A 21,186-nucleotide genomic window follows, 5' to 3' on the forward strand; every position below is an offset into this window, starting at 1 on the left:
CAGCCCCGAGATGGCTGCCAGCCGCCGGTTGATCGTCGTGGCGGCGTACTGATCCATCCGACGGCCCGACAAGGTGACCACGTTCGGGCCGCCGCGACGCCCGGGAACCTTGGCCTCGCGACAGGCGTGCAAGAACTTCAGCAGCGTCTCGGTCGTCACCTCGCCCAGCGACACGTCCTCGCTCGCCAGCCAGCGGCAGAACGCCAGCAGGTCATAGCCATAGGCGCGAACGGTCTTGGGCGAGTAGTTCCGGTCGGCCAGATACGCCAGATACTCATCGACCAGGACGAACTGCCCGGCGGACGGTCCTGCCAGTATCCAGCTGCCCTCACGCTCTTCCAGCCGGAGTCCTTGTTCGATCACGAGAACAGATGTATCCGCGATGACCCCATCCGACCAGGAGGTACCAGATCACGGCGTGTCGCTGACCTGGGGAAACAATCGCATTAGCCGGTTAAGAGGGAGTCCCCGCGCGAGCCGACCGAGCTGACTGCGCCGGCGTCGGCGAGTCGGTCGGTGTAGCGGATCGACAGATATTGACAGCCGCGGTCGGAGTGGTGCACCAGCCCGTCCAGCGTGTCGGCCTGGCCGCCGCGATGCCAGATCGCCATCTCCAGCGCGTCCAGCGGCAGGTCGGTACGCAGATGGTCGGTCAGCCGCCAGCCGACGATCATCCGGGAGAACACGTCGATGACGAACGCGGCGTAGACGAACCCGGCCCAGGTGTGGATGTAGGTCAGATCGGCCACCCACAGCCGGTTCGGCGCCGGCGCGGCGAAGTGCCGCTCGACCAGGTCGGCCGGGCGCGGGCACAGCGGCTCGGCGATGGTCGTGCGGCGCTTGTGATCGCCACGGACCGCGCCGGACAGCCCTAACCGGCGCATCAGCCGGGCAACCGTGCAGCGAGCCACGGCCACGCCCTGGCGGTTGAGCGCCTTCCACATCTTGCGCACCCCGTACACCTCGAAGTTGTCGTTCCACAGCCGGATGATCTCGGCCGACAGCTGCTCATCGCGCCGCTCACGGGCCGAGCGCGGCCGGTTCCTGGCCGCGTAGTACGTCGCCGGTGCGAGATCGAGCACCTGGCAGATCGGCTCGACGCCGAATTCCTCGCGGTGGGCGTCGATGAAGGCCACTATCTGGGCGGTCGGGGGTCGAGTTCCCGGGCGAAGAAAGCAGCCTTAGATTCAAAGAGTCAAGGCAACACATTGGGCCGGGGTTCGGTAGCCGAGACACTTGCGGGGACGGTTGTTCAGTCGGGCGGCCAGGGCGTCAAGGTCAGCTTGGCTGTACAGGCTCAGATCGATGCCTTTCGGTAAGTACTGCCGGATTAGTTTGTTCGTGTTCTCGTTCGTGCCCCGCTGCCACGGGCTGCGCGGTGCCGCGAAGTAGACATCGACGCCGGTCGCTTCGGTCAGCAGCCGGTGGCCGGCGAGTTCCATGCCGCGGTCCCAGGTCAGAGTGCTGAGCAGGCGAGCATCCATCCGTGAGAACGCCTGCTGCAGAGCGGGGATGACCGTCGTGGTGTGACGGCTGGGTAGCGCGATCATGGTCAGGTAGCGGGACTTGCGGTCGACCAGCGTCGCGATCTGACTGTTCTTGGCTCCGATGACGAGATCGCCTTCGAGGTGGCCGAGCTCGGTTCGGGCGTTGGCTGCCTCAGGCCGTTCCTCGATCGGCCGTGCCCCGGTGATCTGGGAACGCCACTGGCCCTTGACCGTGTTCTTCTTGTTCTTGCGGATGGGACGGTGTGTGCGCAGCTTGGTGCACAGCTCACGTGGGATCAGTTTCCACCGGGTCGTGTAGATTGCGCGGTAGATGCTTTCGTGGCTGATCCGCATGACCGGGTCGCTGGCGTGCATCAGCCGCAGATGCCCCACGATCTGCTCCGGGGACCACTCGTTGTCGAGCAGTTCGATCACCAGCTGGCGCAGCACCGGGTTGTTCTGCAGGGCGGACGGTTTTGGGCGGCGTGCCTGCTCTTGAGCGCGTTGCTCGGCGGCGAGCGCACGGTACTTCGCCCGGCCGCCGTTGCGGGCGACCTCCCGGCTCACCGTGGATGCCGGGCGGCCGATCGACACGGCGATCGAACGTAGTGAGGCTCCAGCCTCGAGGCCGCGAGAGATCGACTCCCGGTCCTCGGCGCTCAAACGGTCGGCCCGGCGCACCCGCTCGGCCGGCGCGATGCCGCCATGATGCTTCAGCACCGTGAAAACCGACCCCGGAGGCTTGCCCAGGGCCCGGGAAATCACGCTGATGGACTCACCCGCGCGCCACCGCCGCCACAAGTCCTCTTTCATCGCGTCCGACATCCCCGGCCGACCCATCCGAACCACGATCCACCCATCCACTAGCAGTGTTGCGTTGATCGTTTGAATCTAAGGCCGCCGACTTCAAGATCTCATTCGCCCGGCGCAGCTCACGGACCTCCCGCTCGAGCTCGGCGATCCGCTGGGCATCGGCCGTCGAGGTGCCCGGCCGCTGTCCTCCATCGACCTCAGCCTGCCGGACCCAGCCGCGCAACGCCTCGCGGTGCACGCCGAGCTGCTGAGCTACCCGGGCGATGGCACCCGGCGCATTACCGGTCTGCTCGCGGACCTCAAAGACCATCCGAACCGCGCGCTCGCGCACTTCCTGCGGGTACTTCCTGGGGGCTGGCATCGTGTGTATTTCTCCCTTCCGCCAGCACGATCATGCTGGCTTCAGGGTCTCCAAGAAAGTCGGAGCGGTTCAACCCAACCCGGCGAGGAACCCCTGGCCGAGACCACCGGACCGGTGATCAGGACCGACCAGAGCTTCACCGCCGCCGCCTGGCTACGTTGGAGCGACAAGGAAGGCGACTACACCGTCCTTGAACAGAAGGGCACCCACCAGGCACCCTTCCGGCTCGGCAACACCGCCGACCACGGCCTGGTGTTCACCCTCACCAGTGCCGACACCACGAACGCCACGGTGGAAGGTGTGCTGTCCGGCGTCGAGCCTCCGGTCGGCGAGTGGTTCCACCTGGCCGGCGTATACGACGCGACGGCCAGGACCGCCTCGCTGTACCTCAACGGAACCCTCGTCAAGAGCGCGCCCGTAAGTTTCGCCACGTGGAACGCCGACACCGCCATGAGCTTGGGCAGCAGGGTCAACGGCGATCTCGATGAGGTTCAGATCTATCAGCGACCTCTCAGCGCCGCCGATGTCACCGTCGTGGTGACGTCGATCATGGCTCCCGCTCCTGTTGTTGCGCCGGCGTTGCAGAATGAAGCAGCAAAGGCCCTGGCGGCGGCTGTGCCGGGTTCGTTCGACTACCAGCGCATCAGTCTGCAGACGTGCCAGGTCAGCCCCGGCGAAACCGGCCATGCGGAGTATGATGCTCGCATTCGAGAGCTGTCCTACAATTCGTGCTGGTCGTCCTACCTCTACATCCAGGACTACGAGGAGGACGATTCAGACGGAAAGATGAAGAAGTCCTTCTGCAAAGGCCTCTTCGGGAAGAAGGGCAGTGTTCTCGCGCGGATCTGCAGCCGAGCGAATCCGTTCGACGACAACCACGCTTTCCGGTTCCGTGCCACCACGGTCATCCACAGCTACCTGGGCAACTCGACCGGGGCCGGGGTGGTCGGCGGTGCTGGAACCGGTATCAAACCGTCGGATATGAAGGTGTTCATTCAGTTCGACGACTTTGCGGTCGTCGACGGGGACGGGCGCGTTGTCATCCCCGCGTCGCAGCTCAGCGACATACCGATCGCGGCAAGGGTGCGCGCCGGCGCGGAGGGTCTGGAAGACGGCGACTGCGAATCCGGCCCGGACAGGAAGAAGGACATCACGGACTGGATCCCCAGCCCGTACCAAACCTTCGATGTTCGAGCCACGATCGACCCCTCGAGCGTCTTCATCTGCAGGGTCAAGCCATACGTCGTGTTCTATGAAGAGCTCCTCGGAATGGAGACCGAATACCTCGAGCTTCCCCTCTGGAGCCAGGAGGTCATAGGCCAGGACGGCAAGCCGATCGGGGTGTTCCGCAAGGGAAGCGGGCAACCTCAGGGCTGGAAGCGGTTCATCCCGAACTTCCGGTGCGACAACCTGCCCTTCGGCGCCAGCGATCCGAACAGGGAGGATCGTCGCGGCGGCTGCATTAACACCAGAGCGAAGCGCGTATTCGTCATGTCCTATAGACGCAACCCCGAGTTCGCGGAGGTGATCAAGCACATTGATGATGTCTTCACCCCGGGATTCGCGCCTCCCTGGCCACCATATAGGCCGGGGTGGATCTGGGACACGCCTTCACTGGTGCCTCCAAAGAAGCCGCTCGGCAATGAGCAGGACAAGAAGATAACCGTCGGGAACTGGGCAGCCAAGGGTGACCCGCTGACAAAGCTCCAGCCCAACACCCAGGACGTCAACAGGATGCGCTTCTCAAAGATCAACATGCTGATGGATATGGGGGAGCCGGACGAGAAAAGATGGCTCATCCCCGCAAACAATCCAAGACATGCCATCTACATCAACTACTGCAAGTACTACATGCCGGAAAAATATAACGAGCCATGGCGGGCCGACAAGCTACCCATAGGAGGACCTAACAGTTGTGACGAGTATCCGTTCGCCTCAGCCAAGGAGGGGGCCGGCACCGCCCAGGGCAGGTATTCGCTGCGAGCCCTGAACAAGACCCACAACACTAGACAGGGATCCAGGATGAGAGTCTGGCAGGACGAATACAGAGTCGGCACAGGTAACTCGTTCTGGGTGCTCATCGAGCCCTAGGGTCTGACGACAAAAGAGGCCGGGAGAGGGCTCTGAATGGGCGAATTGCCGATTCAGAGCCCTCTCTCGACCTTTCCCGCGATGAATCTGGAGATTTTATGACTTTTCTTCCCGCCCAAAACCAATTACAGCTCCTGGAGACGTACGGGCTCGACACGCGGTTCGGCGCTCAGTGGGTCAGCATCGCGGACGGCCACGAGGTGGCCCGGCGACTGGGCTTCCCGGCCGGGACAGCAGAGAGGTGCGACTTTCAAACTGCCATACGGTCATACGACCCCTTGGGCCCCGCGCAGCGCGTGTGGATCACCCCGCATGCGCCCGGCTGGTCCCACGCCCTTCTCCTCAGTGGCGGGCAGGCTTCATCAGCACAGGAGCTCAGCCGCCATGGCCGGCGCGTGTTCGAGATCTCCTACGTCGGCGGGATCGAGGAACTCGACGAGCCGGTCTACACCCACGATGGCGAGTACAAGGACATCTTCGATGAGTCGGAGTTCGGCGCTCATTGGGCTGACTTGCCGTACGACAACACCACGCCTGTGCCGGAATTGGTGGAGCAGCTTCTGATCGTCATCGGGAGAATCACCGGACGGTTCCTCGATGAGAACTGGACCACATCGGAGGGGCTGTTGTGTGACATGCCCTGACCCCAAGCAGATTCCTGGGACGGTTCCGCTGTTTCGATGACTGCACCGATTGCGGTTGGAACTTCATCGACGTTCTTCGCGACCGGCTCATCCCGCTCGGCGGCCTTGAGGTCGGGCAGGTCGCGTCCTCGGAGTCGGAGCGGTGTAAAGGCTCAACGTGGTAGGTGCCGTGGAGCGATCCTAGGCGGCCACCGTGTCGGGTGTCGATTCGGCCGTCGTGGTGGTGCTCGGACGAAGCTGGGCGGGCGGGTGAAGCAGGCACGGCGCAGGTCTTTGAAGGACGCGCAGGCCCTTGCTGGTTATGGCGAAGCCGCGCCAGCCTCGCGCGGTCCGGTCCAGCACCGCCCACACGAGGGAGACGCAGGAGGTCTCACCGGGGAAGTGGCCGATGACCTTGACCGACGCCAGCGACCGCGAAATCGCCGTCTACACCGAAACCATGACGATCCTGAAAGAGCATAAGAAGCGCCAGACCAGCGAGCGGCTGGCTGCGGGCAAAGACTGGATGGACTCCGGGCTCGTTCTCACAGACGAGCTCGGCCGACCGCTGCACCCGCAGCAGGCTACCGACCGCTTCCTGAACCGCGCCGGGTTTCTTGGAGACCTTGGTGTGCCCCGGGTTGAGTGGAGGTTACGTACGTATTCGGCACGATCAGGCTGGCTGTGTTCGCTCCATGCCGCGCGGCCGGAAGCGGGTACCGGCGAACGTGGCGGCCTAAAATGTGGCCCGACCTGGGAAAACGCCATCAAGATCATCCCGTATATATCCCCTGATCATGGCCTTACGGCTGCATGCGGGCACCGTCAGCTGCCTATCAAGGTCACAAAACAAAAGACCTGCGGCTGTGAAACCGCAGGTCAGGGGCCTGGAATGCCGATCTAGGTGAGTGCCCCCGGCAGGATTCGAACCTGCGGCACCCGCTTTAGGAGAGCTCGAGTCGAACGGTGTCCGGTTTCTCTGCTAGCGGGCCACATGTGATTATTGTTCTTCCTGAATTGGCTCCTCAGCAAAGACCTGCCCTGTCCGTCGCTGGGCGGATGTTTGCACTGGTGGAGGCGATACTCCCGGTAGAAGCCTTGCAAGGTGCTCCCGCTCTGCAAATGCGGGTCTCCCCACCAGCCACCACCAAGGCACCGACGCGCACGCCGACCGCTACTCCGGCTACCAGGCGCTCTGGTCGTGTGACCGGTTCATAGGCTGCCACCTCCACGCTCGTTACCCACAAGGGAGTGGCGTGGAGCACTGCCCTGCTGGCGCCGTTGGTCGATGGTCCTGGTGAGAGCGGCTGAGCGCTCATAGCTATGGCCTGGGGGCCATCCAGTCCGATCTGGGAGTCGGGAAGACGGTTCCGCCCTCAAGTCCACATCATGGGCCCGTCATCCGACGGATCCAGCGCGGTGAGCGGCTTGCCCAGCCTGCCCGTCAGATCGGCGATCACCAACTCGGTGAGGGTGCCGGGAAAGGTGTGCCGGTCGAATTCGATATCCCAGACCATCGTCCACCGGTCGGGGTCCGGATCACTGGTGTCCCACCAGATGAAGTCGCGGCCCTCGGTGTCCGCGCACCACAGCAGCCCTCCTGGAGCGGGATGCACGGCCATCGCCTTGTCTGCGTTCCGGTCGAGATACCCGGCTCGCTGTTCGTGCTGCTCCTGCAGCTCCTCCGGATGCACGATTGAGATGCCGTTGATTCCGATCATCCCGTACCTCTCGAACAACCGTTTGTAGTCGCTCGGCAGCCGTAAGCCGAGCGACCGCTCGATCCCGGCCCAGTCACAGGTGTCGGAACTGGCCGGTTGCTCTCCGATGATCGTCGCCAGCTGCGCCAGCGTGTCCCGCGCTCCTCCCTCCGCGGGTACGGCGGCTTCGACGCCCGGCGGGAACAGCACGCGCGGACGCGGCACCGCCGGCAGCGACAGCACCGGCAGATCCAGCCGTCCGTCCAGCCACCGGTCCAGAAACTCCGAGGCGCTGTACGGCAGCCGCTGCCACCCCACACCGTCCGCGTCGAGCAGCACCACCGGCCACTCGGCCGTCTTGTCGCTGACGGGAAGCCACCAGCACGTCTCGCCCCCGTCGAACATCCCCCACAACCGCAGCCCGCCCGGCTCGGGCGCGATCGGCGACGGGACGACCCGTTGCCCCGCGGCCCGCCGCGTACGCAGCCGCGCGCTCACCACGGCTTCCTCCGCATCCAGGTCGAAGCCCGCCGGCGCGCCTGGAGCGAGCAGCCGCAGCACGCCCGCCAGCCTGCCCACGCCGTGCTCGCCGACCAGCGCGGCATAGTCTTCGGGCACCCCCGTGGCCGCCGCGACCCTCGCCGCCTGCCCTACGACCTCGACCGCGAGCGGTACTCCCGGGAAGGAGGTCCTCTCTGGTACGTCCTTCAGCGCGAGCGGGGCGAACCTCCAGGCGTACGGAGGTGACACCGCGGGCAGGGCCTCTCCCAGGCCAAGGCCGTCGCGTACCCGCGCGGCGAGCACCTCTGTCATGGGCGCGTCCACCAGCTGCCACCGCTCATCCCGCCACTGCTGGACGAAGACCCTGGTCGGCCACTGGTTCGGGTCAGCGGACACCGAGGTATCCCAGAAGTAGTACTCGCTGCCGCGCGACTCACCCCACACCAGCAGCCCGCCCGGTTCGGGATGAAAGGCGAACGGGTGAGATGGCGGATCCGTGCCGCGGATGCTGCGCTGCAGCCCCTGCCGGTCGTCGAGCTGCCGGAAATAGCCGCCGCGCCCGGAGCGATGGGGCACCACGACCCAGATCCACTCCCCGGCCAGCACGGGCCCGTACCTCTCCGCGAACGCCTTGTAGTCGTCGGGAAGCCGGAGACCGAGCCACCGCTCGACGCCGGGCCAGTCGATGGGGAAGGGATCAGAGGGCGGCGGGCCGATGACGGCAGCCAGGGTGGCAAGATCCATATCTGGATTGTGCTGCACCACATGCCCGCCTTTCGACCCGCCTACAGTGAGATGCCTTCCTAGCCACGTTCCCGATGTCTCACGCCGCGGCAAGCTGCTTGAGGAGTTTCGCGACGTCGTCCCACTTGGCTACGGCATCAGGCGCGGGAAAGAACGGATAGGCCGGGGTCAGCGGCTTGTTCGTCAGTGTGCGCAAGGTCGCGAGGCAGGCTTCCGCGAGTTCGTTGAGTCCGCGCCCGCGAAGCGGATCAAGGTTGACGCACAGGGCCCGATTCTTCGGGTAGAGCTGCGCGATACGCAGGTCGTTCCGGCCCGAGACGATGACGCCTGCGGCGGTGTGGGTCAGGATCAGATCTTCCTCGTCGGCCCACTGCTCGAGCAGGGTCCAAAGGGTGCGGACGTCTTCGTTCGCCTGGTCGCGAAGTTCGCTCAGGCTCGGCCGCGCGACGACGGACTTGGCGGAGGCGGCCGCGGTGCGTCCGTACACGGCCGGGACGAGGGTGCGCCATCCGTGATTTTCCGCGACGTACTGCTTGACCTCTACCGCGAGAACCTCCGCGGGGTTCATCTGCTCGTTGAGGAACTCCACGATGCGGCGGAGATCGTCGGGGATGGCGTCGGCGACGAAGACCAACCTGATCTTGCCTGCTCGCAGGTTGTCACCGACCTTGGCGAAGAAGGACTCCACGGTGACTGTGTCGTCCTCGCAGAGCTGAGCGACCATCTCTTGGGGATCCCGGCCGGACTCGCGTTGGGTCTGCTCGAACTGTGCCTGAAGGTTGAGCACGGGCCAATAGAGGACTCCGTTGGCGGCGTAGTCGAGCATCTGGCCGACGACCTCGCGGCGGATGCGGCTGTCGCTGGCCCGCTTGACCTCGACCAGGGTAGGGATCCCGTCCTGGTCGACGAAGAGGTGATCGAGGCTCCAGCGTCCGCCGCCTCCGTCGCGGTCGGGGACACCGGCCTCCCGCCGTACCAACAGCCAGCGGCGAGGATCGCCTGGCGTCATCTGCCCGCCCGCCAGGAGGTCCGGGTGAGTGGCGAGCAGTTCCTGAAGAACCTCTTCGGCCTCGTAGGGTGCCAGACGCATCGCGAGGAGGCGACCGGACTCGTCGATGTGGAACATTCCGTCGCTGTTCATGGCCGTCCTCCAGCCAGTCGGTGCGGGGGTTGGTCGATGGTGCTCTCAGCGGTCTGGGTACGTCGGAGAGCCGGGCGGAAGCACGAGTTTCGGAAGATCGCGGGCGAGTACGTTGAAGTAGCGCTGCGTCGACCACGACGCCCGATCGCCGATGACGTAGAGGCGCTCCTTGGCGCGGCTGACCGCCACGTTCAGCAGGTTCGGCCGCTTGGCGGCCCAGGCCTTGGCGCCTGGCCGTTGCGGATCGCCGCCCAGGACGAGGATGACCACCTTGGCTTCCTTGCCCTGGGCCGTGTGCACCGTCCCTGCCTCCACGCCCGGATAGCGCGGCGCGACCTGCTGCATCCCGCGTACGACGTCACGGAATGGGCTGATCACGAAGATGTCCTCCGGCGCGACCCTGTCGCGGGCGAGCCGGGCCAGGATGCGCTCCAGCGCGGCCCCCTCCTCGGGGATCCAGTGTCCGCTGGATCCAGCTCCGACCACGTCGATCCACACACTCTCCGGCAGCTCGATCGATGATGCGGCGATCTTGCCGTAGACCATGAGTCCGTCATAGGCGATGGTGTTGGAGATGCCGAACATGGGCTCGTCGCAGCGCCGGTGGACGCGCAGCGGGGCTCCGACCCAGACGGGAGCGTCCTCTCCAGGCAGATACGTGCCGTACGCGTTCGTATGATCGGCCAGCTGCTGAACCGAGGTACGTCCCGGCAGCCAGTGCTCCTCCTGGACGCCGAACGTGCGGCGTAGTGCCTGTTGGGCGGCGAATGGCAGCGTCACCACCGGCTCCAGTTGCAGAGGATCCCCAACTGCCACCACCCGCCGTGACCGCCAGATCGCGCCCGCCGCGAGCTGTGGCGCGGCCTGGCCGGCCTCGTCGATGAACAACCAGCCCAGTGCTCCCTGCGTCAGGTGCGAGAACACGCGGTCGAAGGAGGCGAAAGTGGTGGAGACGACCGGGACCAGGAAGAACAGGCTCTGCCATGCTGCTCGTACCGCCTCCTCCGGGGCGTCACGTGGCACTTCGCCGGTGACGACGTCCATGGCGGCCTGCAGGCTTCTGCGCATCCGCGTCGCCTCGGCCCGGAGGAACGCCTGGTGCAGGCGGAGGGCCTCCACGAACAGGTCGGTACGGGCGTGGTTCCAGGCCTCGTCGGTCCACAGCGTCTGACTTTCCCGGTGCTCCTCGTCGGTCCACCAGCGCTCGTCCGGGAAGAACCGCCCGAGCCGCTCCTGCTGGACGGCCAGCCGGGACTGGAGCTCGGCCAGCCGGGACCGGGCGCTGTGCAACTCGGCACGCAGGGAGTCGCGCTCATGGGAGATCTGCGCGGCGGCCTGGCGAAGTCCTTGCGATCGCGCGGTCGCGGTGCCGAGCGCGTGCTCAGCACTCTGAACGTCATCTGCCAGGGTCCGGTCCTGCGCATGCCACTCCCGGGAGGCCTTCCCGAGGGTGAAGAGCGCGGTGACTAGGCTGGGCTGGAACTGTTGATGCTCCTGGCGGCTGCGCTTGCGTGCGGTGATCTCCTGCCGGGCCGACTCCTCGAGACGCTTTGCACCGTCGAACTCGCCGCGCAGGGCGGTGAGGCGCTCTTCGGCGGCGGTGATCTGCTTGGTCGCCCGTGTGATGATGCGCTGCTGTACGGGCAGGTCCCGCAAGGCGTCGTGGGCGGTGGCCCGCTCGCGCCGGAGAGCCTGGACGCGTTCGTAGGCGAGGGTGAAGGACTCGACGGCCGTTGCCCATGAGTCCGTCACGGTGCTCTGCCACGCTTCGAAGCTCATCCGCAGGCCGGGCTCGTCGGCGGTGCCGTACCAGGCCTTGCTGACGAACTCCATGCGGTAGGATTTCCTGCCGAGTTTGGCGGCCACCAGGCCCCAGGCGGGTTCGCCGAGCACCCGGCTCGCCACGTCGTCGAAGTAGGCGGCCTCACCTCTCCAGAGTGCGTCGATCGCTTTCTCTCCGGGGATCTCGGTCGTGACGTTCTCCACGGCCCCGTTGTTGGCCGAGGTGACCACCATCTCGAAGCCGGTGAGCTCTTCGCGCCACAGGCTCACCACCCGCCGGAAGTCGCCTGTCTGCCAGCGCATCTCTCCGGTGAACGCGGCCTCGGTGCTGGGCAGCCTGGACAGGCGCAGCGCGCGCTCCACGACGTTGGCCGCGATCAGATCCCTGAGCATCGTGGTCTTGCCAGTGCCCGGAGGCCCGTTGACGGCGAACAATCCCGCCCCCGAGGACAGCTCGGACATGATCGTGTTGACCGCGAACTGCTGGCTCAGCGCGAGTGGCAGGCCCGGCCCTTGGGGCCAACGTCCCGCAGGCACATGTTCGGGTGACACGTGCTCGAAAACCACCTGCGGTTCCTTGCGCAGGTCCGTACGGGACAGCTCCGGAATCCGCAGATAGGCGTCCAAGGCAGCCCCATAGGCTCCTGCCCGGACGGCTGAGGCCACTCGTTCGAGATCGTGGACGATGAAGCTGTTCAGGAAGTCGGTGCTGCCGTCATCGTCGTGCTCGCGCCGGCGCGAGACCTGTACGCACTTGACGAGCAGACCGCCGGGAGCCAGGACCTCCTCCACACCGAACCGGTCGGCCGTGAGCTTCATGAGCGCCCGCAAGTCGTCCTGCCTGAGAGGGCGACCGACAGAGACCCCTTCGTTCCGCAGTTCGGCGGCTCGCTCGTCATGCTCCAGAGCGGCGACGAGTTCCTCGCCGGCGGTCCCTACGCGACCGGCCGCCGCGTCGAAGCCCTTGAGCCAGGCCGGATCCCGGTGGCCGGGGGACACCGTGCGACCTGCCGCCCAGGCGGCACTGGAGAACTCCCACGCTCCCAGCAACGGCCGGCCTTCTTCCGTGACCAGCATGGCGAAGAGCGCACTCGCTCCCTGCGGGGCACGGTCGAAGTTCTCCGGGTCGGGCCCGAACACGTTCTCCAGCAGGACCCGTACCCGTTCGAGCTGGAAGACGCCGCCGTAGACGATGTAACGCCACGTCATGTGCGGCTTGATACGCCTGCGCTGGAGAGGGTGACCGGCCTCCCAGGGAAGCAGGGCGCCGGCCGCCACCTGGAACACCGGCTCCCGCTCGTCCCGAGGATCGACCCTTGGCAGACTCGGCGGGCTGAACAGCTCGCAGGCCCGCCAGAACTCCATGACACGCGCGCGGCTGTCGTTCAGATGGCTCACGGCACTCCTAGCTGAGGGACCGCACGACCTCGTCAGGTCTCGGTACTGGAGCTCTCGGGGCGACCACAGGTTAACGGGACGCCCTGAGAGACGTGGGCAGGATCGCGATGTTGGCCGGCAAGCCGGGATCCAGGCGGCCAGCACGCCGTCAGCGGCCGGGATAGCCACCCGCTCAACCTCGATGCCGTACGTCCGGAGGGCCCTGGCAGCGTTCGCGAGCGCCACTCGCGCCAGCGCGCTGGGCGGTACCCAGCAGTTCTTCCGTGGCCTCCACCATCTTCTCGGTGGTGGCGGCCCCCGGCACCAGGTCGCCGAGGAGATCAGCGACTCGATGGACGATCTACACCTGCCAAGCCAGCCGCACCGCATCGTTCTCATCCCGTATGGCGCCGCGCCTGACGCGTGCGCGCGCCCAAGGTCTCGGGGAGTTGGCGAGGTTCAGCGAACGCGGGTCGATCAGGTCAGGATCGGACACCGTACGCAGCAGGCCGTCCAGCTCACGAGGGCTATAGGGCGCCGTCGGCCAAAGCGAGACGCGAATACCTCGACCGAAAAGATCGTCCTACACTGGCCGATTGTGGACTGGATCGAGCGGGTCGCCGAGATCCGGCGCTGGAGCAGAGGCGGCGAGCGCGCCCCGCACAAACCGCTCCTCCTGCTGTACGCCCTGAGCCACTTCCAGCGGCACGGCAACGGTCCCATTCCGTTCAGTGCCGCCGAGGTCGAGCTGAGGAAATTACTCAAGGAGTACGGCCCGCCCCGCGACACCAGCCCTGGTTACCCGTTCCATCATCTTACGAACGACGGCCTCTGGCTGGTCGACACCCGCCACGGCCCTGGCAGCCCTGGTCCGGAGCTGGGCCGCCTGCGCGAGAGCCAGGCCGCCGGCCGTCTGCATCCCGACCTGGCCCGCGCGCTGGCGGAGGAGCCCGGCCTGCTGGGGCGGATGGTCCGATACCTTCTGGACGCCAACTTCGCCCCGTCCCTGCACACCGACCTCTGCCTGCTGGCGGGCCTGGACCTGGAGACGCTGGAAACCCTCACGGAGACCAAGAAGCAACGCGACCGGGGTTTCCGCGACCGGGTGCTCATGGCGTACGAGTACTGCTGCGCGTTCTGCTCCTACGACGGCTGGCTGGACGGCGCGGCGGTGGGCCTGGACGCCGCGCACGTGCGCTGGTGGGCCTTCGACGGGCCCGACGACGTGGCGAACGGCCTGTGCCTGTGCGCCATCCATCACAAACTGTTCGACAAGGGCGTCCTCGGACTGACCGCGGAGCGCACCATCGCCGTCTCGGCCAGATTCGTCGGCCGCTCGCAGTCGTCCCGTGACATGGTGCTCACCCTGGCCGGCCGACCCGTCCGACAGCCTCAGCCCGGCCTGGAGGTAGTCGAGCAGAATCACATCGACTGGCATAGCCACCAGGTGTTCCGCACGCCCGCCCGCGGCTGAGATCACTGGCTGCGGGATCTGGACGCGCAGCCGGGCCGCCTACGAGCCGAAGGTCCGTAACACCTGACATCGAATTGTCGGAGGGGCAACGTACTGTCACCGGCATGCCCGCCCCGGAACGCTGTACAAGCGGACAGGCGTCAGGCCCCCAAGCATTGCGGGGGATGGCGAAGCTAACCGCGCCGCTACTTTTTGTCAGTTTGACAAAAATCTAGAGTCAGGCGCATGAGCGACGATCGATGGGAGCCGCCCGCCATCTTGCTCGCCGTTGACCTGGTGATCCTCACCTTGCGCGATTCACGCCTGCACGTGCTGCTCGTCGAGCGCGGCATCGAGCCGTACAAGGGCGCCCAGGCGCTGCCGGGCGGCTTCCTGCAACACTCACAAGAAAGTCTCCTCGTCGCGGCTCATCGAGAACTGGCGGAGGAGACCGACCTGAGCGTCGTGACACTCCGGCTGGAACAGCTCGGTGTCTACGACGACCCAGGGCGGGACCCGCGTGGCCGGGTGGTGAGCGTCGCCTTCCTGGCCATCGCCCCAAGGCTGCCCGAGCCGACCGCCGGCACCGATGCCGCCGACGCCGGTTGGCAGCCCACCGATCGGGTGCTCTCCGGCGGGCTGGACCTCGCGTTCGATCACCGGCGCATCGTCACGGACGGCATCGAGCGCGCCCGCGCCAAGCTTGAGCACTCCGCGCTCGCCACGGCCTTCTGCGGGCCGACGTTCACGATCACGGATCTTCAAGACGTCTACGAGGCGGTGTGGGGGATGCCGCTCGACCCGCGGAACTTCTATCGAAAGATCAAGAAAACCGACGGCTTCATCGTCCCGGCCGGTTCGGCGCGCAAGGCCGCGACTGGGCGACCGGCCCGGCTGTTCAGGGCCGGCCCGCGCGAGGTCCTGTACCCCCCGATGATCCGTCCTGTCGACTCGCCGAACGGAAAGGAACCGGCGCAGTGAGCCCTGTTGTGATCCTCACCGCACTAGACCTGGAATACCAGGCGGTCCGGGAAAAGCTGGTCGGCCCGCGTCTGCACCGGCACTCTCAAGGCACCCTCTTCGAGGTGGGTCGGCTGGCGGCTGGACGAGGCCAGGTGGTCCTGGCGCACGTCGGCAAGGGCAATCTTTCCGCAGGGGTGCTGGCGGAACGTGCCATCGCCGAGTTCCGGCCGGCCGCGCTGCTCTTCGTGGGCGTGGCGGGCGCGTTGCACACGCACATCGCGCTCGGCGACGTCGTGGTGGCCACGCACGTGTACGCCTTCCACGGCGGCACCAGCGAGGACGACGGTTTCAAGAGCCGTCCTCGAGTGTGGGAAACCTCGCACGCCGCTGACCAGATAGCTCAGCACCTGCACCGGACCGGCTCCTGGGCCAAGGATCTCGATCCTCGACCGCAGGTGCATTTCGGGCCGATCGCCGCGGGGGAGGTGGTGCTGAACTCCCGGCTTTCTGATCACGCCCGGTGGATCCGCGAGCACTACAACGACGCGCGGGCGATCGAGATGGAGGGCGCCGGCGTGGCACAGGCCGGTCACTTGAACCAGGTGCCCGTCGTCGTCATCCGGGGTATCAGCGACCGGGCCGACGGCACCAAGGAAGCCACGGACCGCGAGCAGTGGCAGCCGAGGGCTGTCGCCAACGCGGCCACGTTCGCCGCGGCTCTGGCCGAGGAGTTGTCCACCGAACGTCCCACGACAAGGAGCTCTGCCATGCCCGAGACGAACACGAATATCGCCCAGGGAAACGCCCACGTGGGAGTGCAGGCGGGCACCGTGCACGGCGGTATCTGGATCGCTCCTCAGACGTCCCGGCAGGCGGAGCTCCCCGAGGCACTGGCCGGATTCCGCTCCCGGCTGTGGCAGGCGTGGGCGGACGGACGTCTGGATGAGGCGACGTACAAGGCGGCCGAGGCGGAGCTCGTCACGGCAGACCAGGCGCTGGAGACGAAGACACCGGACCGCGCGAACACGCTGACGCTGGCGCTGAAGAAGCTGCGCGGGCTCGTCGGTGACGTGGCCGACCTCGCAGCCGAGCTGACCGTCCTCATTGCCCTGGCCCAGTCCCTGTCATGACCGAGCCGGAGCACCGCGTCGAGAACGTGGCCACAGACTCCCACGTCGGAGTGCAGGCAGGGACCGTTCACGTCGATGCCATCTACATGACGACACCGCAGGATCCACCCGAGACCAAGTTCCGGACCGGGGTGTACTTCCTGAAAGGCCGCATGCCCGAACCTGCCCGGCAACTCATCAACGAGGCCATGGCGGGCTACGCCACCAACGAGGTCTACTTCTACTGGTTGCTCGCCATGGTAAGCGGCCGGACACGGCACGAGCTGTCCAAGGACGAGACCGCCCAGCTACGCGACCGGCGCACCACTATGCGGCTCTGGGGCGAGGACCCGTGGCGGGACGGCGTCCGCATCATCGACCGGCTCCTGGAGTCGGCGGGGAAGGCCGAGGAGGATATCCGAGTCGTCGTCAAAGACCTTGACGCGCTCCGCGAACCGCAACGCAGTCTGATCCTGGAGCATCTGGAGCTGTACCTCGACGGCCCGATCGAGAACCATCTGTGGCATCTGGCGCTGACGAAGGCACAGACGGATCAGATGGGCGCTGATCGGAAGGACCGGATCTGGAAGTTCTTCCATCCGGTCCCGGAGAAGCCCCGGCGACGGGAGCCCCGACCACCCGACACGCCTCTGGGGATGCGGGCCCAAGCCGTGACGGCGACGGCTGTCCTAGCCATAGCGGTAGCCCAACTCGGCTACCTGATCATGCAGAGCGGTCGTGTGCTCCTCATGCTCGCCTACCTGCTGGGCATTGCCGGCGCCTATATCGGCATGCGGAACAGCGCGGACTGGCGCTTCCGCGTCGTACGCCGCCGTGCCAAAGACAGGGAGTACCTGGGCCCCGGCACCAAGGCCGAGCGCGGCAGCCTCGCGAAGAAGGCCGAGCACCGGATCAATTACTACTTCGCCAAATACCTCCCTCCCAGAGTGGATCGTGACAACTGGCTGGCCGAAACGGAGGGCATCCGCCGGAGCCTGCGTGACGAGATCGCAGAGGTCTACGCGGGGGTGGGCATAGAGAAGATCGCCTGGCTCATCAGGCATCGCGCGCGAGAGACCGGCGAGCGCCGCAAGAAGGACGAGCTGTGGAGCTACCGCACGGAACTCGCCACTCCCGGACGCACCAGGGCTCTGGCGATCCTCGGTCTCCTCGCCCTCGCGAGCGGAGGCGGCTGGGCAGCGGTCGGCGCCGTGCCGGTCGAGCCTGCTCTGGCGATCGTCACGATCCTCTTCCTGCTGATCTCAGGATGGATCAGCGCACACGCGTGGTTGCACGTCTTCTTGGAGCGCCGCCGGCACACCGCGGACGCAGCTGAGAGCGACCGGATCTTGGAGTCCGACCTGGAGGGTCTGGCCCGGTGGCGCGCGAAGATGGCGGACAAGCCCCGCGACGCGGAGATGGCCGGCTGGCTGGACTGCGACAGAAAGGTGCTCCTCGCGGAGGCGCTGCGGCACTACAGGCTGACCATGAGTGATGTCATCGCGCATGCCTTCATCGAGGCTCCCGTTCGGTCGAGTGAGCGCGCGCGGCTGCGTGGCGGTCCGTGGCGTTACAAGAAGTATCAGCTCCTGGTCTTCCTCATCACGCAGGAAGGCGTCCGCCAGCTCACTGTCAGGCTCGACTTCCTGAAAGGCACCTTCCACGACTGGCAGAGGCTCAATTACCGATTCGAAGCGGTCGCCTCCGTAGGGGTCAGCGAGTCGGGCAACGACGAACGCACCTTCCAGCTCACACTGGTCAACGGCCATGAGATCAGTGTCGAGGTCAGTTCCGGGTTTGAGGAGCTGCAACAGGGCGAGAGCCCCGGCGCGGTGTCCAAAGTGTCCCTGGACGCCGCGGGCATTCCCCACACCCTCCACGTACTGGAAGGGATCGCCGCCGAGGGAAAGAAATGGGTCGAACAGCAAGAGCTGCGCACGGGAAATCTCTCGGCCGCCTTGAACGATCCCGAGTAGACGAGTTCAAGCACTTCTGCGGGTGGCTTCCGCCGACAGTGACCTGGTGCCTATAAGACCTGGAACTCCGTCGGTCACGTGGCTACTCTGCAACAGAGTGTGGTGATCGATTGCGAAGCGTCACTGGAGGGGCTGGAGGTCCAGTGGAACAGCGTGACGCGCAAAGCCTTGCCGACATCCTGTCGGTCGCGCCATGGATGGAGCTCGAACACTATGTCGACCACCTGCGCGATCGGGTGGACACGGCCGTCCTGGCCTCGCACGAGCGGCGGGAACAGCTCCGCGCCGAAATATTGGCGGAGAATCCAGACTTGAGCGCCCAGATTCGCCGCCCGTCGCCCGAGAAGACACAATGGGCCAAGCATCTCCTGCGCACCGGGATCGTCGCCGCCTCCGATGGGACTCTTGCCGCCGTACCCCTCCTGAGCGGTACGAAGATCCAGGTGGGCGTGGTGATCGTCACCAACACCGGCGAATCCGTCGGTCTCGTGACGAGGGTCTTCGAGCACGAGCTGACCACCACCGGTGATACGGCCAGGGAGTTCTTCGACAATCTCCGGAAGGTGCACGGCACCTCGAACCTGGCCAGCCGCGCCCTCATGCTCTTCGGCGAACGCAAGCTCCTGCTCGCGCAGGAGGCCGACTGGCGGATGATCCACGGAGAGCTGGTTCCCTTCGAGCTCCGTACGGGCGTGGGACATCCGCGGGAGAACCTGCCGCCCGTCTTCGATCTCGTGCGCCACTACATCAAGGACCAGCGGTTCATCGCGGTCAGTGAAAGCCCCGAGGACCTGGACGTGCTCAACGCCGGCATCGTCCTGGAGCCGGGGGAGTTCATCGAGTTGCGTACGCTGGCCGACGACCTCACCGGTTTCCTGGACGGTGATGAGAGAGCAGGGACGACCAGGGCGGGTTTCAACAACCTGGATCGGGCGAGTTTCCGGAGTTTCATCGCAGAGGTGGGGCCGGAGGTCACCATTCTGCTCATCAAGGCCGGGTATCGTCCGTTTCTCCTGGAGTGCCACCGGGAGCGGGTCGAGGAGGCGGCGGCGCTCTTTCTCGCCGACGCGCTCTGGACGCGAGGTCTGCCGGACACCGGCGCGCCCGTGACCGCGCGCGGCTTTCCTTTCCATATCGACCTCGCCGACAACGTGGCCCGCACGATGTTCAAGGGCGGGGAGTTCCGTACGTTCATCGAAACGCGCCTGATGGAACTTGGAGTGGAGCACGGACTCACCGATCTGGACCCACGGAGGACACGAGGATGAGCTCGGACACCGAGGTCGAAGCCGAGGCCGAAGAACCACTGGAAGGGCCGGAAGACCAGCACGACGCGCCTTCTCCCGTGGAACAGGAGATTCCCGCCGAAGACCTTGAGGCCGCCGAGGTCAGCCTCACCCGATCGCTGATCACTCTCGGTTTCGTCGCCTTCGACGGGCCGGGGACGGACAACACCAGCAGCGGCGTTATGGTCTCCGAGCAACTGCGCCGCCATTTCCGCCGCGACGCCTACGTGGGCGTCAACGACACCGAACAAGGCATCGTCTTCCTGGGACGCGTCGTCGAAGGCCCCTTCCACAGCCCACACGAGATCGGCCCCGACTCGGCCATCAGCCGCACCACCCTGCTCCATCCGGAACGCACCCAGTTCCGGCCCACCTATTACGCCGCCGGCACGATCGAGATTCTCGGCGAGGTCACCCCGGCGGAGAACGTGCTCCCCACCTCGACCCGCCCCCGGCCGTACTCCCAGGTGTTTATCTATCCCAGCGACCGGCTGCGCCGGATGCTCGGCATCGAAGGCGACATGCAGCTGGGCTCGTTGCTCGGCTACGACGACGTGAGGGTCGAGGCGGATTCGGCGAACAAGGGTTTCCTGCCGCGTAACGCCGGCATCTTCGGCACCGTGGGATCAGGCAAGTCCAACACCACCCAGGTGCTGATGGAGGAGGCCATTCGCGCCGGTTGGGCGGTCGTCGCGATCGACGTCGAGGGTGAGTACGTACGGATGGACCAGGGGAACGATGAGCCGCACCTCGCTCGCCTGCTGGAGGAACGCTTCGACGCGCGGCGTCCGCGCGGTATCCCCGACTTCCGGGTGTACGTGCCGAACGCCGGCATGACGGACGCGCCCGATCCGCTGCCTTTCAAGGTGCCGATCGCCGACGTGCCCGAGGAAATCGTCGCCGACGTCCTCGAATTCACCGAACCTCAGGTGAGGATGTGGGGAGCCATCACGGGCCAGGCGCGGCGCAACGCGGAGAGGAGCTCCAGGCCGGGCAGGATGGGCACCCTCGCCGCTCCCGCGCCGCCTTCTCCTGACCGCCCGTACGATCTCAGCGACCTGATCGACGGCTTGCAAGAGGACCCGGCCACGGGCGGCATGCCCCTGCTCTCGCCGAAAATCCCTTCGGCGGAGAAGGCCACCGCGTCCACGCTGAGGAACAAGCTGTACAAGCTCGGCAGGTCCGAGATGCTCGACTGGCGGCCTACGAGGAACACCCCGTACCTGGACGTGGACGAGCTGCTCGTGGGGCAGCGCCTGAGCGTCTTCGACGTGAGCGAGACCAACGACAGCGCCCGCAACATCGCCATCTCCTTCCTACTGCAGGCCCTGTTCGACCGGGTGATCGCGGTCGCCCGCGGCGAACCCATCGGCAAGAACGGCCGACCGCGGCCGCCGGTGCTGGTGGTCATCGAAGAGGTGCACACGTTCGTCTCGCGAGCCAGCGCGGGCCGGATGCGCGCGGTGCTGGACCAGTTGCAGGTCATCAGCCGTCGTGGCCGCAAGCGTTGGATGGGTCTGGTGCTGGTGTCGCAGCAGCCCGGGCATGTGCCGGAGGAGCTGTTCGAGCTGGCGAACACGCGGTTCATCCATCAGCTCAAGTCGGCCGGCAACCTCGCCCCGGTACGCGCCACCACGGGCGGCGTGCACGAGGCTCTGTGGTCGACGGTTCCCGCGCTGGGGCAGGGGCAATGCCTGCTGACGGGCTCGGTGTTCCGCAACCCGGTCTTCGTGCAGATGCGTCCCGCGCGTTCCCGGCGCATGCACACGGCATAACAAA

At 66.2% G+C, this 21,186-nt stretch carries 16 protein-coding genes, 1 pseudogene and 1 other annotated feature; of the genes and pseudogenes, 9 read left to right on the forward strand and 8 right to left on the reverse strand.

Features of this window, described 5'->3' with window-relative positions:
* The 4 genes from ACTWPW_RS49230 to ACTWPW_RS49245 form a co-directional block, all read right to left on the reverse strand.
* A partial coding sequence (locus ACTWPW_RS49230; protein WP_443172880.1) for a site-specific integrase occupies nucleotides 1-363 on the reverse strand: 363 nt, incomplete at its 3' end.
* A gap of 83 nt (nucleotides 364-446) precedes the next feature.
* On the reverse strand, nucleotides 447-1,136 hold the full coding sequence (locus tag ACTWPW_RS49235) for an IS3 family transposase (RefSeq protein ID WP_443172881.1): 690 nt from the start codon (nucleotides 1,134-1,136) through the stop codon (nucleotides 447-449).
* Nucleotides 1,065-1,178, reverse strand: a sequence feature (AL1L pseudoknot). Its footprint overlaps the gene before it by 72 nt.
* 9 nt (nucleotides 1,179-1,187) lie before the next feature.
* Entirely contained in the window at nucleotides 1,188-2,300 is a 1,113-nt protein-coding gene (locus ACTWPW_RS49240) for an IS30 family transposase (RefSeq protein ID WP_443172882.1), read from the reverse strand.
* Nucleotides 2,263-2,661 carry a transposase gene (locus tag ACTWPW_RS49245; RefSeq protein WP_443172883.1) on the reverse strand — a complete coding sequence of 133 codons (399 nt, stop codon included), beginning with the start codon at nucleotides 2,659-2,661 and terminating at the stop codon, nucleotides 2,263-2,265. The genes ACTWPW_RS49240 and ACTWPW_RS49245 overlap by 38 nt, the downstream gene beginning before the upstream one ends.
* Before the next feature lie 114 nt (nucleotides 2,662-2,775).
* On the opposite strand from ACTWPW_RS49245, the gene ACTWPW_RS49250 reads away from it, so the two are divergent.
* Nucleotides 2,776-4,752, forward strand: coding sequence for a LamG-like jellyroll fold domain-containing protein (locus ACTWPW_RS49250; protein WP_443172884.1), 1,977 nt, complete (start codon nucleotides 2,776-2,778; stop codon nucleotides 4,750-4,752).
* 98 nt (nucleotides 4,753-4,850) lie between these two features.
* Nucleotides 4,851-5,396 (forward strand): hypothetical protein, encoded by a 546-nt coding sequence (locus ACTWPW_RS49255; protein ID WP_443172885.1) that lies wholly within the window; start codon nucleotides 4,851-4,853, stop codon nucleotides 5,394-5,396.
* 180 nt (nucleotides 5,397-5,576) lie between these two features.
* Here the strand turns inward: ACTWPW_RS49255 and ACTWPW_RS49260 are convergent.
* A pseudogene (locus ACTWPW_RS49260) lies at nucleotides 5,577-5,795 on the reverse strand (hypothetical protein); the annotation flags it as partial.
* Between ACTWPW_RS49260 and ACTWPW_RS49265 the strand changes: the two are divergent.
* The gene (locus tag ACTWPW_RS49265; RefSeq protein WP_443172886.1) at nucleotides 5,785-6,279 is read left to right on the forward strand and encodes a hypothetical protein; all 495 of its coding nucleotides are present in this window, start codon (nucleotides 5,785-5,787) and stop codon (nucleotides 6,277-6,279) included. The pseudogene ACTWPW_RS49260 and the gene ACTWPW_RS49265 sit on opposite strands and share 11 nt — an antisense overlap.
* 472 nt (nucleotides 6,280-6,751) lie before the next feature.
* Here ACTWPW_RS49265 and ACTWPW_RS49270 read toward each other — a convergent pair whose 3' ends face one another.
* The 3 genes from ACTWPW_RS49270 to ACTWPW_RS49280 all read right to left on the reverse strand — a co-directional run bounded on the left by ACTWPW_RS49270 (nucleotide 6,752) and on the right by ACTWPW_RS49280 (nucleotide 12,641).
* Nucleotides 6,752-8,320 (reverse strand): SMI1/KNR4 family protein, encoded by a 1,569-nt coding sequence (locus ACTWPW_RS49270; RefSeq protein WP_443172887.1) that lies wholly within the window; start codon nucleotides 8,318-8,320, stop codon nucleotides 6,752-6,754.
* 79 nt (nucleotides 8,321-8,399) lie between these two features.
* Entirely contained in the window at nucleotides 8,400-9,461 is a 1,062-nt protein-coding gene (locus ACTWPW_RS49275; RefSeq protein WP_443172888.1) for a hypothetical protein, read from the reverse strand.
* 45 nt (nucleotides 9,462-9,506) lie between these two features.
* Nucleotides 9,507-12,641: a DEAD/DEAH box helicase gene (locus tag ACTWPW_RS49280; RefSeq protein ID WP_443172889.1), complete on the reverse strand. Its 3,135-nt coding sequence runs from the start codon at nucleotides 12,639-12,641 to the stop codon at nucleotides 9,507-9,509.
* A gap of 577 nt (nucleotides 12,642-13,218) precedes the next feature.
* On the opposite strand from ACTWPW_RS49280, the gene ACTWPW_RS49285 reads away from it, so the two are divergent.
* The 6 genes from ACTWPW_RS49285 (at nucleotide 13,219) to ACTWPW_RS49310 (ending at nucleotide 21,182) form a co-directional block, all read left to right on the forward strand.
* Entirely contained in the window at nucleotides 13,219-14,094 is an 876-nt protein-coding gene (locus ACTWPW_RS49285) for a phosphorothioated DNA-binding restriction endonuclease (protein ID WP_443172890.1), read from the forward strand.
* 258 nt (nucleotides 14,095-14,352) lie between these two features.
* Nucleotides 14,353-15,054, forward strand: a complete 702-nt coding sequence (locus ACTWPW_RS49290; protein ID WP_443172891.1) for an NUDIX hydrolase — start codon at nucleotides 14,353-14,355, stop codon at nucleotides 15,052-15,054.
* Nucleotides 15,051-16,166: a 5'-methylthioadenosine/S-adenosylhomocysteine nucleosidase family protein gene (locus ACTWPW_RS49295; protein WP_443172892.1), complete on the forward strand. Its 1,116-nt coding sequence runs from the start codon at nucleotides 15,051-15,053 to the stop codon at nucleotides 16,164-16,166. Before ACTWPW_RS49290 ends, ACTWPW_RS49295 begins: the two co-directional genes overlap by 4 nt.
* Nucleotides 16,163-18,121 (forward strand): hypothetical protein, encoded by a 1,959-nt coding sequence (locus ACTWPW_RS49300; protein WP_443172893.1) that lies wholly within the window; start codon nucleotides 16,163-16,165, stop codon nucleotides 18,119-18,121. The genes ACTWPW_RS49295 and ACTWPW_RS49300 overlap by 4 nt, the downstream gene beginning before the upstream one ends.
* Nucleotides 18,122-18,264: 143 nt before the next feature.
* Nucleotides 18,265-19,389 carry a hypothetical protein gene (locus ACTWPW_RS49305; RefSeq protein ID WP_443172894.1) on the forward strand — a complete coding sequence of 375 codons (1,125 nt, stop codon included), beginning with the start codon at nucleotides 18,265-18,267 and terminating at the stop codon, nucleotides 19,387-19,389.
* Nucleotides 19,386-21,182 (forward strand): ATP-binding protein, encoded by a 1,797-nt coding sequence (locus ACTWPW_RS49310; RefSeq protein WP_443172895.1) that lies wholly within the window; start codon nucleotides 19,386-19,388, stop codon nucleotides 21,180-21,182. The genes ACTWPW_RS49305 and ACTWPW_RS49310 overlap by 4 nt, the downstream gene beginning before the upstream one ends.
* Nucleotides 21,183-21,186: the final 4 nt, after the last annotated feature.

It is taken from the genome of Nonomuraea sp. KM90, assembly GCF_052246675.1.
GTDB lineage: Bacteria > Actinomycetota > Actinomycetes > Streptosporangiales > Streptosporangiaceae > Nonomuraea.